The organism is Prosthecobacter sp. (genome assembly GCF_044232965.1).
Lineage (GTDB): Bacteria > Verrucomicrobiota > Verrucomicrobiia > Verrucomicrobiales > Verrucomicrobiaceae > Prosthecobacter.
In genome coordinates this window covers 128,011-143,053 of record NZ_JBIIKX010000004.1, presented here as the reverse complement: position 1 = coordinate 143,053, position 15,043 = coordinate 128,011, and the positions used below count along the sequence as shown (strand labels likewise).

Genomic DNA, 15,043 nt, shown 5'->3' with positions numbered 1-15,043 from the left:
CGCATCTCGCTTTTCCTCACTTCGTGACCTCGCCCGCCACAGGCGGGCGATGGCGTGGGACCATGCTGCGGAAGTCGCCGAGGTTGTAGGGGCCGAGGTAGGGCTGGTTCAGCGTGACCTCAGCCACGGCCACGGTGCCCCATTTCGGAGTGGTGGCGAGGGGATCGCCGTTGTGATCATAGACAGCGGAGATCATCCAGCCGGAATCGTGCTCCATGAAAGTGCTGCTGATGACATAGACATGGTTTTCGCAGGCACGGGCGGCGGCGAGCTTCGGATTGCAGCCCCACACCGGCCACGCGATGATCTCCGCGCCGTTCTTGGTGAGTTCGCGGGCGACTTCGGGGAAGAAGCCGTCGTAGCAGATCATCATGCCGACTTTGCCGATGGCGGTGTCGAACACGGGATAATCTTTTCCGGGCGCGATGCCTTTCGCGGCCTCGCCGGGTGGCAGCGAGACTTTGCGATACTTGCCGATCAATGCGCCATCGGGTCCGAGGAGCACGGCGGTGTTGTAGATGAGATGCGCCTCGCGCTCGTAAAGACTGAGCACGATGTGAAGATGGTGCTGTTTCGCGAGCGAACCGAAATATTCCGTGGAAGGGCCAGGGATCATCTCGGCGGTCAGCACCGGATCTTTGACCGGACCCACGGTGGGCACCGTCTCGCCGAGCACGACCAGATCCGCCTTCTGCCGTGCGGCGTCGGCGATGAGCGGGGCAAACTCCTCGCAGTTTTGGCGCGGTGATTTGCCTGCGGGTCTGTAATGCACGGCGGCAAGCCGAACCTTGCGAGCCGGCGGTGCCTCCGTCTGCGCAAACTCGGCTCCACGCCATTCGACACGACCATTCGATGCCCATTGCAGATGCAGTTCGACGACCGCACGCGTGGCTTTGGACGGGCTTCGATAAATGCCGCTCACGGTGGTCCAGCCCTGCGCATCCGTCGGGCCATCGGTTGGATACTCCGGCTCGGCGCTGGGCATGGGCAGCTTGGGATCGGAGTTCACGGGCCGCTCGTCGATGCGCACCATTTTGCCATCCTTGTCCTGCCATGAAATGCGCACGAGGCAGCTCTGGCGTGGATTGCTCACACCGCTGATCTTCCGTTTCACCACAAAGCGCTGCCACGCGCCACCTTGGATCTCGAAGCTCTTTTGAAACCAGCCGTCGAGGCCCTCGCGCTGATCATGCGTGATGATGAGCGAGTTGTCTCTGCTGCTGAATTGCGGGCGGATTTCATCGCGCGGGCTTTCGGCGGTCCAGCCGTGGAAGTCGGCGGCATGCAGCGAAACGGTGAGGAGAAGGGGCGCCAGGAGGTGTTTCATCGTGAGCGTGCGTGAACGGGTGTTTGAAGGCATGGTCTGGATACGTCGCTGGCGGGTCTTGTTTCCTACCTCGTCTCGTCTGGGGCCATTTCGGCCGCACACCGACTCACACGAATCAGCTTCATGATCGACTGGTGACTTCGTGAAAACGCGCTTCGTAGTCTTTGTGATTCGTGCCCATGAGGCGGTCCCAGTAGTTGAAGTAGAGCCCATAGTTGCCACGCATCTTCTCATGATGCTGGACGTGGTTCGTCGGCGTGTTGAGGATCTTGCCGAGCCATGACTTCATGAGCCAGGAAGGGAAGTATTCGTAGCCCGTGTGGCCGAGCACATTGAAGACGATCTGCCAGATCATGAAGGCAAAGAAGGCCAGCGGATGCATGGGCACTGTGAAGACCAACAGAGGGAAAATGCAGGCCTGCATGAAGGCCTCCAGCGGGGCGAAGGAATACGCGGCCCAGGGACTGGGGTTGGTGCTCTCGTGATGCACGCGGTGGAAGAGCCGGAACAACCGTCGGTGATGCATGAGCCGGTGCGTCCAGTAAAACCAGGTGTCATGCACGACAATGGCAATGCCGATGCTGGCCACGAACCACAGCCAGCCATGCGAGTCGATCTTCCGGTACATCTGCCAGCCGTAGGTTTTGCCGATCAGGATCGTCGCGACACCGACGAGACCGTAAACGAGCGCCGTGAGCACGGACCACTTCATCTCTCGACGCACGTCGCCCGCTGCCGGATGACGCTGGATGATCTTCCGCCGCCGCCAGCGCTTTTTGAAGATCACATAGGCCAGCAGCCAGGCGATCCCGGCTACGAGCGCGTAGCGCAGCCAGTTCTCCACAGCGATGCCGAAAAACATCTGCACGGACTTGGGCCAGCTTTGAGAAATGAAAAGATCACGGAGCATCGGGAAGGATCATGGCACTGTCGGCGGTCTCAGTGTGCCATTTTTTGAAGGCAGTCATGAGACGGTCAAGGTGCGGGCGGGAGGCGGGTTCGGTAGCGAGGTTGCGTAGCTCGAAGGGATCACGCTTGAGGTCGTAAAGTTCGATGAGGGGCGGCTTGCCACCGAGGGCGTGCGGGTCCATTTCGCTGAGGATGCGGTAGGCTTCGGGAAATTGTTCCTTCACACGCAGGGTCTCGCCGTAGATGCGGTTGATCCAGGGCTTCATGTCACGGAGATCGGCGTTGATGACTTTTGGTTCGCTGAGCCGGCTGCGGACGATGAGTTGATGCGTGGCGTCGAGCACGCTGCGTTCCTCCATGCCGCGCGGTTTATCGAGCGAGCGGCCGGAGACTTCGGCGAAGATGAAGTCGTGGCCTTTGGCGTCGCTTTGAGCTTCGAGAAGCGGTTTCAGGCTTTTGCCGTGAAGTTTGGAGGCGTAGTCGATTTGGAGCAGATCGAGCAGCGTGGGCAGGAGATCGAGTTCACTGACCAAGGCGTCGCTGACGAGCGGCTTGGCACCGGGGAGGCGGATGATGAGCGGGATCTGCAGGCCGAGGTGGTAGGGGGACATTTTGCCGTGAGGGTACGCGGGGCCGTGATCGCCCATGAAGATGACGAGTGTATTGGAATCCGCGCCAGACTCGCGCAGGGCGGCCATGACCTCGCCGACGACTTGATCGTTTCGCTGCACGCCGTCGAGATACTCGGCCCAATCTCTTCGCGCAGCCGGCGTGTCAGGCAGGTGCGACGGGAGATTCACATTCGCTGGGTCGATGCTGATCGGCTGCTTCTCGCTGTTCACAAAGGGGCGATGCGTGAACGTGGTGCTGTTGTGAAGGAAGAACCACGGTTTGCCCGCAGCGCGCTTGATGACGCCGGTGAGTGCCTGCTTCGCGGCTGGCTTCGGGATGAAGTCATCGTAGGGGAAGCGTTCGTTCGGCGAGACGTGCAGTTTGCCGCTCACCGCCGTGTGATAGCCTGCTTTGGCGAGGACTTCGATCATCGTCGGCGCTGCGCTGCGGATGCGTGTGTGCAGATACGGCGGTGAATTCTTTTCGGCCTCGGTGAGTTTCGCGGCGGGTTTGAGGTAGTTGTTCGTGTTATTGACGAGGCCGTTCGTATGAGCGAGCAGGCCGGTCATGATGCAGGCCTTAGACGCGGAGCACACCGGATAGGCGACGTAGGCACGGCGAAACAATGCGGCGCTGGCGGCGAGCGCGTCCATGTGCGGCGTTTTGACATCCGTGGTGCCGAGCGCGCCCATGTGCGCCCCCTGATCTTCAGTCAGGATGAAGAGGATGTTTGGCTGCGATGCGGCGAGGCATAAAGAGCTTAGAGCGAAAATGAGCAGGACGAGGCGGTTCATGTCACGATGAGAGGGGCGGTAACGGCGCGCATGGGGAACTGTTGCAATGGGGCTGTTGATTTCAGCGGCTGTGCGCTGGCGCTATGAGTCTTGACGCTTCAAATTCATGACGGTGATCACCAAACTCAAGCGACGCGATTTTCTCCAGCAACTCGGCGGCGTCGGTGTCAGTGCGCTGGCCGGAGCGCCATTGTTCGCAGGCGAATCACCGTCGTTGGTCGATGCCTCCTCGTGGAAGAAGCATGGCGAGTTGTTTCGACATCAAGGCGAGCCTACGAATGCCTGGGTGCAGAACTTCACGAGCACAGTGGAGCCGCTGGATGACGACCACTGGCGGGTGTGGACGAGTGTTTCTGGGCCGAAGGGCGTGGCGAAAAATATCGGCTATCACAAAGGCAAGGTCGGCGGCGAATGGAAGCGCACGTTGGCCGTTTGCACGCCGGGTGAGCCGGACAAAACCGCGCCTCTTGCCATCGGCGGACTGGCGGAAGGCTGGCAGCCGGTGCAAGTCGTCACGCTGCGACTGAAGGATGGCCTCACCTGAAGCAACCGTCAGCGCGTCATCACGCCGGATACGGATGATCCGCACGATTTGCAGTTCTACTACCTCTCCGTCACGCGCTCGGAGCGCGGGCGTATTGGCCTGCTTGGCCATTACCGGCTCGACGCGCAGACCATCGACCTCGAGCCTTGCTTCTCCACCGACGGCATCACCTGGCAGCGACCGCATCGCAAGCCCTGGATCACCCGCGACGCCCCCGGCACCACCACCGCCAGCTACATTCTCCACGCCCCGCACGCCCTGCTCCAACGCAACGGCCGCTGGCACCTCTTCCACACCGGCGGCAATTTTGCTCATAATCACCGCCACACCCACGGCCCCGCCGAAACCCGCGCCATCATGCTGGCGACGTGTGAGAGGCTGTGGCACTGAGATCGCTGTTCCCTACGCCAACTTTAATCCATGTGTCACAAACGCGTCGAACTCCGCAGTGTTGAAAGTCTCGGCAGGAGCAGCGTGACGGCATTTTCCAGAGTTACACCGCCAGAGATGAGATAACCGCAGAGAATACCAACCAAACTGCCTTGCTTCCGGCGTTCTTTTCCACCTCATCATGAACCGCCTGACTGAAACGAAGATCATCCTCGTCGTGCGAGCGACGCGGCTGGCGGACTTGAAGGCGAAGTTTGCCACCAAAACGCAGGCCAGGTTCTACGTCAGCCGGCTGGGCGGTGATTTCGATGATTACGAGCGCGAGGACACTGCCTACCAGCAGGCCATCGCGCAAGCACGGCAGACGCTCGGCGAGCTTGGGCGCGTGCAGCTCGTGCAGCGGGCCTTTTTGCCGAATTTCGTGTTTGGCGAGCAGGACATCGTCGTGGCGCTGGGCCAGGATGGTCTGGTGGCGAACACGTTGAAGTATCTCAACGGGCAGCCGCTCGTGGGGGTGAATCCCGACCCGAAACGCTGGGACGGCCAGCTTCTGCCCTTCCAGGTGCCGGATCTGGAGGCCGTGATGCGCGAAGTCCTCCGCAGCGGGCGCAAGACCCGCGAGGTGACCATGGCCGAGGCAGCCCTGAACACCGGCCTCGTTCTTTGCGCCGTGAATGATCTCTTCATCGGCGTGAAATCGCATGGTTCGGCGCGGTATCGCATCGCCCTGGGCAACGCGGCGGAGAACCACTCCTCCAGCGGCGTCATCGTTTCGACCGGGCTCGGCTCCACCGGATGGTTCAAGAGCCTCATGGCCGGTGCCGCCGGTGTGGCCGTGGCCGCGGGCCGTGCCCAGGCCGCGCAGGCGCAGGACCCGCAGTTTCCGTGGGAGTCGGATCATCTGTACTTCACCGTGCGGGAGCCCTTCCCCAGCCGCAACACCGGCACCACGCTCGTGTTTGGCAAAGTCATGCCTCAGCAGCCGCTCGTGATCGAGTCCATGATGGCTGAAAACGGTGTCATATTCAGCGATGGCATCGAGCACGACTTCATCGAGTTCAATTCCGGGACCAAGGCCACGATTTCGATCTCGAAACGCAAAGGACGGCTGGTGGTGTGAGTTTCGAGGATTACAATCGCCCCATGCCTCCCGCCAATCCACGCCTCGAAGTCAGCATCGGCACCCAGCGTCTGCGTTTGTTCGATGGTGCGCGCTTGGTCAAAGAGTGGGCCTGCTCCACGTCGAAGTTCGGCATCGGTTTCACCGAAGGCAGCAACAAGACCCCGCTGGGTAGCTTTGTGGTGAAGGAAAAACACGGCGACGGCGCGGAGTGCGGCACGATTTTCAAATCACGCCAGCCGGTGGGCCTGTGGACGCCGGGCATGGACACGAAATCCGACTTCGTGCTCACTCGCATCCTCTGGCTGCATGGGCTGGAGCCGCGCAATGCGAACACCTTTCAGCGCTACATCTACATCCACGGCACGAACGACGAAAACGGCATCGGCAGGCCTGGCAGTCATGGCTGCGTGCGGATGAAAAATCGTGATGTGATCGAGCTTTTCGACCTCGTGCCGGTGGGGACGCCGGTGTGGATCGGGGAATGAGTTCCAAGTTTCAGGTTTAAAGTTTCAATTTGGCGAGAGCGCCAGCCCAATCTTGAAACCTGGAACTTGGTATTTGGAACTCACGGCAGCAGTCCGAGCGATTTCAGAAACGAGTCCGTCTTCTTCATCGTGTCATCGAAGAGCAGCTTGTCGCGCATGAGGTAGCCATGCACACCACCTTCGTTGACGTCGAGTTCGCAACGGTTGCCAGCCTTGAGCATGGCCTCATGGAAAGTCTTGGCTCCGACGAAGGGTGTCACGGTGTCGCCGGTGCCATGGAAGATGAGCGTGGGCGGCAATCCGGCGCGGACGTTGTGCGCCGGTGAGAGTTCCTGCCAGCGTTCGCCGATCTTCGCATTGCCGTAGCCTTCTTTAGAGGTGTCGATCACTGGAAAGAGCAGCACGAGCGCGTTCGGCGATGCGGAGACGGCAAGATCGTCGCCCTCCTCGTTCACCTTGTCGAACAGTGCCGTCGAAACGGCGAGATGACCACCTGCCGAACCACCGCTGACGATGATCTTCTGCGGATCGATGCCCAGTTCGGCGGCGTGTGCGCGGATGTAGCGCACGGCGGAACGCGCATCCTTCACACAATCAAATACGCTGACGCCAGTATTCGCGCTGTGCAGACGATACGGCATGCTGATGCCAACGAGACCAAGCTTCGCGTAATGCGCGACGAAGGGATACATGCGGGGCGGCGCACCGCCGGTCCAGCCGCCGCCGTGAATGATGAGGTAACAGGCACGTTTGTCGCCCGCCTTGAAACCTGCGGGATCAAAGACATGCAGTTGCAGCTCGCGCTCGGCGATTTTCTTGTAAACGAGGACGCGCGATGGCTTCAAATCCTTCGCCAGAGTGTCCACCGCATCAGGTGCCTTGGATTTGGCGGGTGTTTGGGAGAACGCGGAGGCGGCGAGGAACAGTGGGAGTAGCAGGAGGTGTTTCATGGTTTCAAGGGTCACTTCTTGCCAAAGCAGTAGGCGTATTTGTTTGAGCGCAGGAAAATCTGGCCGTCGGACACGGCTGGGCTGGCGTTGCTGATGCTGTCGTCGTTGGAGATGACATTGGTGGCGAGCAATTCGAATTGCGGCTTCGCTGCAATCACATAAGTGCCAGTCTCACGGCCCACGCAGTACATTTTGTCACCAGCAAGCAGCGGCGTGGAATACCAGCGGTCGCGCTTCTGGCGGGAGGCGAGCGGTTGTTCATAAACGACAGCGCCCGTTTTCGCATCAAGGCAGGTGGCGACACCGCGTGAGTCGTTGATGAAGTAGAGATGGCCGTCCTTGTAAACGGGCGAGCCGACATTGCTGCCCTTCTGCGCCTGCCAGAGCACCTTGCCACCTTTCACCGCCTGGCTCTGGCCGCCAGGATGACCGATGACGAAGATGACGCCCTCATGCGCCACGATGCTTGGGCAAAGCTCGGCGGCCTTGATGCTGTCGCAGCTCCACAGCTCTTTTCCGCTGAGTGGATCAAACGCACGCAGCTTGCCGCTGGAGTTGACGACGAGTTCGTCATGTCCATCGACCTTTACAATGGTGGGCGTGTTCCAGGACGCGGGGAAGCCGGTGGCGCTCCACACGGTTTTGCCGGTCTTGCGGTCGAGGGCGAGGAGTTGGTTGCTCTCCAGCGCGGCATTCACGATGAGCAGATCGCCATACAAGATGGGCGATGAACCGACACCCCAGTCGTGCGCTTTTTCGCCGACACTGACGTTCCAGACAGGCTTTCCATCCACGGTGAAGGCATGGATGCCTGCATTTGCCATGAAGAAGTAAACACCTTTGCCATCCGTGACCGCTGAACTCGACGCGTAGCCGTGCGTGGTGATGTAAGTGCCAGTGTAGGGCTTGTTCGGCAGGTCGGTCGTGATCTCTTTGTCCCAAAGGATCTTGCCGGTCTTCTTGTCGAGGCAAAGAGCATGCCGCTTGAGCTTTGCCATGTCGCCCGGCTCTTTGATGTCGATGCCGTAGCCGCTGTAGCTGGTGAGGAAGACTTTGTCACCGCTAACGATGGGGCTGGATGAGCCGGGGCCGGGCAGTTCGGTGCGCCAGACGAGATTTTCCTTCTCACTCCATGTCAGCGGCAGATTAGTGTCGGTGGTGACGCCATCGGCAGTGGGGCCACGAAACTGCGGCCAGTCGGCGGCGAAGGCGTGGAATGTGAGAAGGATCAGCAGGGCGTGCAGTTTCATGGCGCGATGAGAACGCCGCTGTCGGGAGCAGGTTGCAAGCACAGCGCATAATTACTCAAGCGTTATGGACCAGGCATCACCGGACGCTTGTTTCAGCGCAGAGTTTTGGATTTGGGCTGAAGGAGCGCCGCCGGTCGCGCCGATTATAAGGCCCACCATGAACACCCAACCTGCTCCTCTATCACGTCGCCGATTCGTCGGTGCCGCCGGCCTCGTCGCCGGCAGCATGATCACCCGCCCGCTCTTTGGCCAGAACGCGCCCAGCAACAAGCTCAACGTCGCCCTCATCGGCGTGTGGGGCCGCGGTCTCGCTCACTACAACTCCATCGCTGAAGAAAACGTCGTCGCGTTGTGTGACATCAATGAGGCGCGCTTCCCAGACGCGCTGAAGCGCTTCCCCGGCGCCACCACTTACATCGACTGGCGCAAGTGCCTCGATCACAAAGATCTCGACGCCGTCGTCGTCTGCACGCCGGACCACACGCACGCCTTCATCGCCAACTGGGCGCTGAAACGTGACCTGCATTGCTACTGCGAGAAGCCGCTGGCCATCACGGTGAACGAGGCGCGCACCGTCCGCGCAACGTGGGAGTCGAAGAAGGGCAAACTCGCCACGCAGGTCGGCATGCAGCGTCATGAGCAGCCGAACTTCAACCGCGTGAAGGAACTCATCCGCGATGGAGCCATCGGCGAGCTGAAAGCCGCCTACGCGTGGGGCAATCGCCAGATTCCAAAGCCCGGCTACTTCCCCGAGGAAGGCACGCCGCCGAAAGGCTTCCATTACGATCTGTGGCTCGGCCCTGCGCCCTTCCATCCCTACAATCCGGCCTACTTCTCCGGTGGAGCCGGTGCGAACTGCCTCTCCTGGAACATGTTCTGGGACTTCGGTGCCGGACAAATCGGCGACATGGGCAGCCACACCATGGACCTGCTCTGGAACGCCGTGGATGCCAAGCTCCCAACCTCCGCCGAGGCCAAAGGAGAGGCCTTCAACTCCGATGTGACGCCGGTGAACTGCGAATCGCACTTCGAACATCCCGCCAACGACTGGCGCGGGCCGATCACCATCAGTTGGTATCAAGGCGGCGCGATGCCGCGCTCGCCGAAGCCCTCCATCGACCTCACGAAGATCGGCCATGGCGCGATGTTCAAGGGCACGAAAGGCTTCATCATCGCCGACTTCGACTCCCGCATGATCATTCCCTTCGGTGACGACGCGGACCTCAGCTACTACAAGCCACGCAAAAAGGAGGACCAGTTCGCCGATGTCGGCAAAGGCAACTTCCAGAAGCAGTGGTTCGACGCCTGCAAAGACCCGAGCAAGAAGACCGCCTGCGACTTCGGCTACAGCTCCAACATGATCGAAATGATGCTTCTTGGGCTCGTTGCTTACCGCACCGGCAAAAAGATCAGCTACGACGGCAAGACCGGCACCAGCCCCGACACACCCGAGGCGAACGCCTTCATGAAGAAGGAATACCGCGACGGCTGGAACATCGACGGCTGATCCTGAGCCCACGTTCCTCACCGCCGCCACGGACCCGCGTCCCTGGCGGCGGTTTTTTTACGTCGTCACTTCGACTTCAATCCCACGGTGTTCACCGCGATCACGCGATACGCGTGCTTCTTGCCCGCTTCGGCCTTCGTGTCGGTAAAGGTCATCTTCACCAGAGGATTTGTCGGCGTGTCGCTGTATTGCAGGCCTTGGAAAATCGGACGGCCAAAGGGATTCTTCGGCTGCTCGGGCACGCTGCCGACTTCCTGACCATCGCGCTCGATGATGAAGCTGGCGATGCCGCTCTCCAGATCAGCCTCGGCGTCCCAGGCGAGTTCGCTGCCGTTCACACGCACATTCGTCGGCGCGGGAGGCGGCGTGCTGTCAGGAATGGCGGTGTCTTTGACGAAATGCATCCAGGCCTTTGCGATGGCCTCGTTCGGCAGCCAGACGGCCTTGCTCGCCTCACCGGCAAATTTGGCCGCAGGAGACGCCTCGGCACCGAGCAACGGAGCCAGCCACGCGCCCTCCTCAGGCATCGCGTTCATCGGATCGCCGCTGTTCTTGGCCAAACGCACGCTGAGACACGCGTCCAGCCACGAGATGGCCATGTAGCGTGAATTGCCGCACTCGTGCGCTGTCAGCGGATCGACTGCGACACCGATGGGCGCGCCTTTCGCACGCATCGCGGTGAAGAACGCCTCATTGGCAGGCCACACCCCGGCGAAGCGGCCTTCCTTGACCGTCACCCCCTCCTTCGTGCCCGGATTGCACATCACCGGCACCTTCAGCGCGGCGTCTGGAATCGTGTGCGCCTTGATCGTCGTACGTTTCTCATCCGGCGTGAGCAGCGGCACACCGCTGCGCAGCCACGCGGCGGCCACGCGCCCAGGATGCATCAGCACCATGCCTCCGGCCCAGTGGCCGCCCCCGCTGTGGCCCCACAGCGCCCACGGCACCTTCGACAGCTCAGGATGGCCGCTCTTCGCGCCGAGATCGACGAGGCACTTCTGAAACGCGGCGCTCGATCCATTGCGCGGATCGCACCACATCTGGCAGTCCGCCTTCTCCGGCTGCTCATAGGATGGCGAGAGCAGCGCGCACTCATGCTTCTTCGCCAGCGCCTGCCAGTGCAGGTCAAACGCACCTGTCAGGCCCGATTTGCACGAGCCCTCGCCGCAACCGTGCTGATGCACGATCACGCCACGCACGGCCTTTACGCTCGGCGGAATCCAGATCGTGTAGTTCACCGGAAAAATCAGCTCGCCGGGCTTGGTGGAGGCCTCATAGCGCACGCGGTAGTAAGGCGGGTCTGCCGAAGGAAAGACATCATAAGGCGGCTGTTGGGCATAGAGCGAGACAGCCAGGGCAAGGAAGACAAGAGAACGCATGGGCAGACGAAACGAGGTGATGCGTGGATGCTTTGCAATCCCCCGAACATTTCAAACCTTTCCTCCTCATGATACACCGTGAGGCATGAGGCGTTAAATGGGATCCCACCACCCAGACCATGAGCATCCAGCCAAATCAATCCATCGGCATCATCGGCATGGGCCTCATGGGCTCCGCCCTGATGCGGATGACCGGCGCGGAGCGTGGCTGGGATGTCGATCCGAGACGCTGTGCAGGTGTGACGAGTGCGGACGACGTGTTTGAGCATTGCGATGTCATCTTCCTCTGCCTGCCGAACTCTGACGTCGCCAGCCGCGTGCTGCGGGAGGCCAAACTGCATGCTGGTCAGATCATCATCGACACCAGCACAGGCGATCCGGCTGAAATGGCCGCGCTCGGAGCCGAACTGGCCGCCCGAGGCGTGCATTACCTTGATGCGACCGTTTCAGGCAGCAGTGCGCAGCTTTTACAGCGCGACGTGCTCGTCATGGTCGGCGGCGAAGCGGCGGTGTTTGAGCAATGTCGTGAACTCTTCGCGAAATTTGCCCGCGAAGCCGTCCACGTCGGCCCCTGCGGCAGTGGCGCGAAGATGAAGCTCGTCACGAATCTTGTGCTGGGTTTGAATCGTGCCGCATTGGCCGAAGGATTGGCCTTTGCGCAACAGCTTGATCTCGAATTGCTTCAAACGCTCGATGTCATGCGCCGCAGCATGGCCTACTCGCGCATTATGGACACCAAGGGCGAAAAGATGATCATGCAGGACTTCACACCGCAGGCGAAGCTCTCGCAGCATCTCAAAGACGTGCGCCTCATGCTGGCCGCCAGCTCGATTCCGCTGCCGCTGAGCGAAACACACCGCCAACTGCTCGAAAAAGCCGAGATGCTAGGGTTTGGCGACGCGGACAACAGCGCTGTCATCAAAGCCATTTTGGAGCCATGAACGCTTCGCAACGCTACCTCGTCCTCATCACCTGTTTCCTCGCGCTCGTCTTTGACGGTGTGGAACTCGGCCTCATGCCCGTCGCATCGCTCTCGGTGTCGAAAAGCCTGCTCGGGGCTGCCTTCACTCCGGAACTCGGTGGCGAGTGGTTTGCGCGCTTCACCGCCGCCCTGATGCTTGGCGCGGCCATCGGCGGCATCGCGCTTGGCAGCCTTGGAGATCGCATTGGTCGCACGCGGGCGATGGGCGTGTGCATCTTGTTCTACTCCATCTTCGCCGCGCTCGGCGCGTATGCGCAAGACCAATGGCAGATGCTCGCGCTGCGTTTCCTCGTGGGCCTGGGTGTCGGCGGTTTGTGGCCGAATGGCATCGCGCTTGTCTCCGAATGCTGGTCTGGCGCGTCACGCCCGCTCGTCTCTGGCGCGATGATGGCCGGACTCAACGCAGGCATCCTGTTGCTCTCCCAACTCGCCCGCGCATGGCCCATCACGCCGGATTCGTGGCGCTGGTTGTTTCAGTTTGCGGGCGCTCCGGCGCTGCTCGGCATCTTTGTGCTCATCGCGCTGCCCGAATCGCCCAAATGGCTCGCGAATCGTGGTGTGAAACAAAAAGTCGCCCCATTGCGCGAGCTGTTTCAGCCACAGCTGATTCGTTTCACGATCATCGGCATCCTTCTCAGCTCCATTCCGATGATCGGCGCGTGGTCGGCCAGCAAGTGGATGATCCCGTGGGCCGACAAAGCCGCCGGAGCCACGAACGTCGGCTACAAAGCCGCCACGCAGGGCTGGTGGGCGCTGGGAGCCACACTCGGCAGTTTCGCCGGTGCTCAGCTCGCGAGTTGGGTCGGTCGTCGCCTCAGTTACGGCCTCATCAGCCTCGCCACCGTCACGATCACCTTCGCGATGTTTCAGCTCACTGCGCCGTTGCAGCCCTTCTTCCATCCCATCGTGTTCGCACAAGGTTTCGTCGCCACGTTGTTCTTCGGCTGGCTCGCCTTGTATCTGCCGGAACTGTTTCCCACGCGTGTTCGAGCCACCGGCAGCGGTCTCGCTTATAATTCGGGCCGCTTTGCCACGGCCTTTGGCGTTCTCGCCGCTGGTTTTCTCTTCACCGCGCTCGGCGGTGATTATCCACGCGTCGGGACGATTTGCGCCTCCATTTACGCCCTCGGCCTCATCGTCATCTGGTGGGCACCCGTCACAAAGGCGGAGGACCTGTCATAGCAGCCGAAAGAAAACAGGCGCGAGTTCCATACTTGTCCGGCGTCCAACGCCGCACCTGCCATGCTCAAGATTCTCGCTCCCGCCGAAAAACGCAGCGCCTTCTGTGATGGAGTGTCGCGTCGCAACTTCATCAAAGTTGGCGGTCTCGGCTCCCTCGGCCTGTCGTTGCCGAAGCTGCTGGCACTGGAAAACCAGGCCGGCATCCGCAACTCGCACAAGTCGGTCATCCTGATCTATCTCGTCGGTGGCCCGCCGCATCAGGACATGTTTGATTTGAAGCCCAATGCGCCGCGCGAGATCGCCGGACCGCACAAGCCCATCGGCACGAATGTGGATGGCATTCAAATCTGCGAACTCTTCCCGCGCATGGCGAAGATGATGGACAAGTTCACCATCATTCGCTCGCTTGTCGGCGCGCAGGCCGGGCACGACGCGATCCAGTGCTACACTGGCTTCCCAAATCGCGTGGGCACCGTCCCGCCCGGCGGCTGGCCGCAGTTCGGCAGCGTGGTCGGCAAGCTGAAGGGCGCTTTTGATCCTGCGGTGCCGCCTTTCGTGAGCATGTGCTACGACTGCACGCACGGTCCTTACAATGAACCCGGCCCCGGCCTGCTCGGCTCCGCCAGCGATGCTTTCCGTCACACGGGACCCAGCCGCGGCGACCTCACACTTCAAGGCATCACCTACGACCGGCTCTCCGATCGAGCGAAGCTGCTCACGAGCTTCGACAACTTCCGCCGCGATGTCGATGCGAGCGGAAAGATGGACGCGATGGACACCTTCACGCAGCAAGCCATGGGCGTGCTTACCTCGTCGAAGCTCGCCGACGCGCTCGACCTTTCCAAAGAAGACCCGCGCCTCGTCGAGCGCTACGGTACCGGCGATACAGTGAAGCGCATTGATGAAAACGGTGCCCCGCGTGTGCCGCAGAGCTTTCTCACGGCACGCCGGCTCGTCGAGGCCGGTGCGCGTGTTGTCACGGTCAACTACAGCAAGTGGGACTGGCACGGCGGACCGAACAACGACATCTTTTCGCGTGAGCGCGAAGATTTCCCCATCTTCGACAAAGGGATCACCGCGCTCGTCGAGGATCTGCATCAGCGTGGCCTCGACAAAGACGTCACCGTCCTCGTATGGGGTGAATTCGGCCGCACGCCCATCATCAGCAAGCAAGTCGGCCGCGATCACTGGCCGCGCGTGGCCATGGCGCTGCTCGCCGGCGGTGGCATGCCAATGGGGCAGGTCATCGGCTCCACAGATCGTCTCGGTGGTGAAGCCGACAGCCGCCCCGTCACGTTCGCAGAAGTCTTTGCCACACTGTATCGCAATCTCGGCATCGACGTGGCCACCACCACTGTCACCGACACCAAAGGCCGCCCGCATTACCTCGTCGAAAACGGCGCGTTGCCGATCCGCGAGCTGATTTGATTCTTGGGCAGGCAGCGAATCCACTCGGCAGCATTCGCTTCTTTGCCGGATTGAATTCATGTTTCTAGATTCATTTCTTGTGCCTGCTGATCGTCGAGGCGCTGATGAAGGCGCGCGGCGGCTCGGTGGCTGTTTCGAGCGTGGTCGGTCGTAGGACGACGTTCACCATTAGGCTCCCGTA

At 61.0% G+C, this 15,043-nt stretch carries 14 protein-coding genes; 8 read left to right on the top strand and 6 right to left on the bottom strand.

The genetic code is table 11. From position 1 onward, the window contains the following. Positions 1-16: 16 nt before the first annotated feature. The 3 genes from ACILSI_RS03305 to ACILSI_RS03295 all read right to left on the bottom strand — a co-directional run bounded on the left by ACILSI_RS03305 (position 17) and on the right by ACILSI_RS03295 (position 3,642). Positions 17-1,327 (bottom strand): carbon-nitrogen hydrolase family protein, encoded by a 1,311-nt coding sequence (locus tag ACILSI_RS03305; RefSeq protein ID WP_395720417.1) that lies wholly within the window; start codon positions 1,325-1,327, stop codon positions 17-19. A 121-nt stretch (positions 1,328-1,448) separates the two neighbouring features. Next, positions 1,449-2,237 (bottom strand): sterol desaturase family protein, encoded by a 789-nt coding sequence (locus tag ACILSI_RS03300; protein WP_395720416.1) that lies wholly within the window; start codon positions 2,235-2,237, stop codon positions 1,449-1,451. Further along, complete coding sequence (locus ACILSI_RS03295; RefSeq protein ID WP_395720415.1) at positions 2,227-3,642, bottom strand: sulfatase-like hydrolase/transferase; 1,416 nt, start codon at positions 3,640-3,642, stop codon at positions 2,227-2,229. Before ACILSI_RS03295 ends, ACILSI_RS03300 begins: the two co-directional genes overlap by 11 nt. Before the next feature lie 106 nt (positions 3,643-3,748). Here ACILSI_RS03295 and ACILSI_RS03290 point away from each other — a divergent pair, with 106 nt between their 5' ends. From ACILSI_RS03290 to ACILSI_RS03275, 4 genes are all read left to right on the top strand, one after another. Then, complete coding sequence (locus tag ACILSI_RS03290) at positions 3,749-4,186, top strand: twin-arginine translocation signal domain-containing protein (RefSeq protein ID WP_395720414.1); 438 nt, start codon at positions 3,749-3,751, stop codon at positions 4,184-4,186. 48 nt (positions 4,187-4,234) lie between these two features. Continuing rightward, positions 4,235-4,576 carry a hypothetical protein gene (locus ACILSI_RS03285; protein WP_395720413.1) on the top strand — a complete coding sequence of 114 codons (342 nt, stop codon included), beginning with the start codon at positions 4,235-4,237 and terminating at the stop codon, positions 4,574-4,576. 181 nt (positions 4,577-4,757) lie between these two features. Further along, positions 4,758-5,696 (top strand): sugar kinase, encoded by a 939-nt coding sequence (locus ACILSI_RS03280; RefSeq protein ID WP_395720412.1) that lies wholly within the window; start codon positions 4,758-4,760, stop codon positions 5,694-5,696. Between the two features lie 23 nt (positions 5,697-5,719). Then, a complete protein-coding gene (locus ACILSI_RS03275; protein ID WP_395720411.1) occupies positions 5,720-6,184 on the top strand; it encodes a L,D-transpeptidase family protein in 465 nt (154 codons plus the stop codon). An 80-nt stretch (positions 6,185-6,264) separates the two neighbouring features. Here ACILSI_RS03275 and ACILSI_RS03270 read toward each other — a convergent pair whose 3' ends face one another. Both ACILSI_RS03270 and ACILSI_RS03265 read right to left on the bottom strand, forming a co-directional pair. Then, on the bottom strand, positions 6,265-7,134 hold the full coding sequence (locus tag ACILSI_RS03270) for an alpha/beta hydrolase (protein WP_395720410.1): 870 nt from the start codon (positions 7,132-7,134) through the stop codon (positions 6,265-6,267). Between the two features lie 11 nt (positions 7,135-7,145). Beyond that, a complete protein-coding gene (locus ACILSI_RS03265) occupies positions 7,146-8,384 on the bottom strand; it encodes a PQQ-binding-like beta-propeller repeat protein (protein ID WP_395720409.1) in 1,239 nt (412 codons plus the stop codon). Between the two features lie 157 nt (positions 8,385-8,541). Here ACILSI_RS03265 and ACILSI_RS03260 point away from each other — a divergent pair, with 157 nt between their 5' ends. Beyond that, positions 8,542-9,891 (top strand): Gfo/Idh/MocA family protein, encoded by a 1,350-nt coding sequence (locus ACILSI_RS03260; RefSeq protein ID WP_395720408.1) that lies wholly within the window; start codon positions 8,542-8,544, stop codon positions 9,889-9,891. Between the two features lie 65 nt (positions 9,892-9,956). Here the strand turns inward: ACILSI_RS03260 and ACILSI_RS03255 are convergent, their stop codons facing one another. After that, positions 9,957-11,270 carry a hypothetical protein gene (locus ACILSI_RS03255; protein WP_395720407.1) on the bottom strand — a complete coding sequence of 438 codons (1,314 nt, stop codon included), beginning with the start codon at positions 11,268-11,270 and terminating at the stop codon, positions 9,957-9,959. Positions 11,271-11,389: 119 nt separating this feature from the next. Between ACILSI_RS03255 and ACILSI_RS03250 the strand changes: the two genes are divergently transcribed. The 3 genes from ACILSI_RS03250 to ACILSI_RS03240 are packed head-to-tail and all read left to right on the top strand — an operon-like array spanning position 11,390 to position 14,862. Continuing rightward, entirely contained in the window at positions 11,390-12,211 is an 822-nt protein-coding gene (locus ACILSI_RS03250) for an NAD(P)-dependent oxidoreductase (protein ID WP_395720406.1), read from the top strand. Then, positions 12,208-13,434, top strand: a complete 1,227-nt coding sequence (locus ACILSI_RS03245; protein ID WP_395720405.1) for an MFS transporter — start codon at positions 12,208-12,210, stop codon at positions 13,432-13,434. The genes ACILSI_RS03250 and ACILSI_RS03245 overlap by 4 nt, the downstream gene beginning before the upstream one ends. 60 nt (positions 13,435-13,494) lie before the next feature. Next, on the top strand, positions 13,495-14,862 hold the full coding sequence (locus ACILSI_RS03240; protein ID WP_395720404.1) for a DUF1501 domain-containing protein: 1,368 nt from the start codon (positions 13,495-13,497) through the stop codon (positions 14,860-14,862). Positions 14,863-15,043: the final 181 nt, after the last annotated feature.

Bases quoted from the DNA above. Each gene is read 5' to 3' on its own strand.
- ACILSI_RS03290 (WP_395720414.1), top strand. From the start codon at position 3,749: ATGACGGTGATCACCAAACTCAAGCGACGCGATTTTCTCCAGCAACTC.
- ACILSI_RS03245 (WP_395720405.1), top strand. From the start codon at position 12,208: ATGAACGCTTCGCAACGCTACCTCGTCCTCATCACCTGTTTCCTCGCG.
- ACILSI_RS03250 (WP_395720406.1), top strand. From the start codon at position 11,390: ATGAGCATCCAGCCAAATCAATCCATCGGCATCATCGGCATGGGCCTC.
- ACILSI_RS03280 (WP_395720412.1), top strand. From the start codon at position 4,758: ATGAACCGCCTGACTGAAACGAAGATCATCCTCGTCGTGCGAGCGACG.
- ACILSI_RS03240 (WP_395720404.1), top strand. From the start codon at position 13,495: ATGCTCAAGATTCTCGCTCCCGCCGAAAAACGCAGCGCCTTCTGTGAT.
- ACILSI_RS03265 (WP_395720409.1), bottom strand. From the start codon at position 8,384: ATGAAACTGCACGCCCTGCTGATCCTTCTCACATTCCACGCCTTCGCC.
- ACILSI_RS03305 (WP_395720417.1), bottom strand. From the start codon at position 1,327: ATGAAACACCTCCTGGCGCCCCTTCTCCTCACCGTTTCGCTGCATGCC.
- ACILSI_RS03260 (WP_395720408.1), top strand. From the start codon at position 8,542: ATGAACACCCAACCTGCTCCTCTATCACGTCGCCGATTCGTCGGTGCC.
- ACILSI_RS03275 (WP_395720411.1), top strand. From the start codon at position 5,720: ATGCCTCCCGCCAATCCACGCCTCGAAGTCAGCATCGGCACCCAGCGT.
- ACILSI_RS03270 (WP_395720410.1), bottom strand. From the start codon at position 7,134: ATGAAACACCTCCTGCTACTCCCACTGTTCCTCGCCGCCTCCGCGTTC.
- ACILSI_RS03255 (WP_395720407.1), bottom strand. From the start codon at position 11,270: ATGCGTTCTCTTGTCTTCCTTGCCCTGGCTGTCTCGCTCTATGCCCAA.
- ACILSI_RS03300 (WP_395720416.1), bottom strand. From the start codon at position 2,237: ATGCTCCGTGATCTTTTCATTTCTCAAAGCTGGCCCAAGTCCGTGCAG.
- ACILSI_RS03295 (WP_395720415.1), bottom strand. From the start codon at position 3,642: ATGAACCGCCTCGTCCTGCTCATTTTCGCTCTAAGCTCTTTATGCCTC.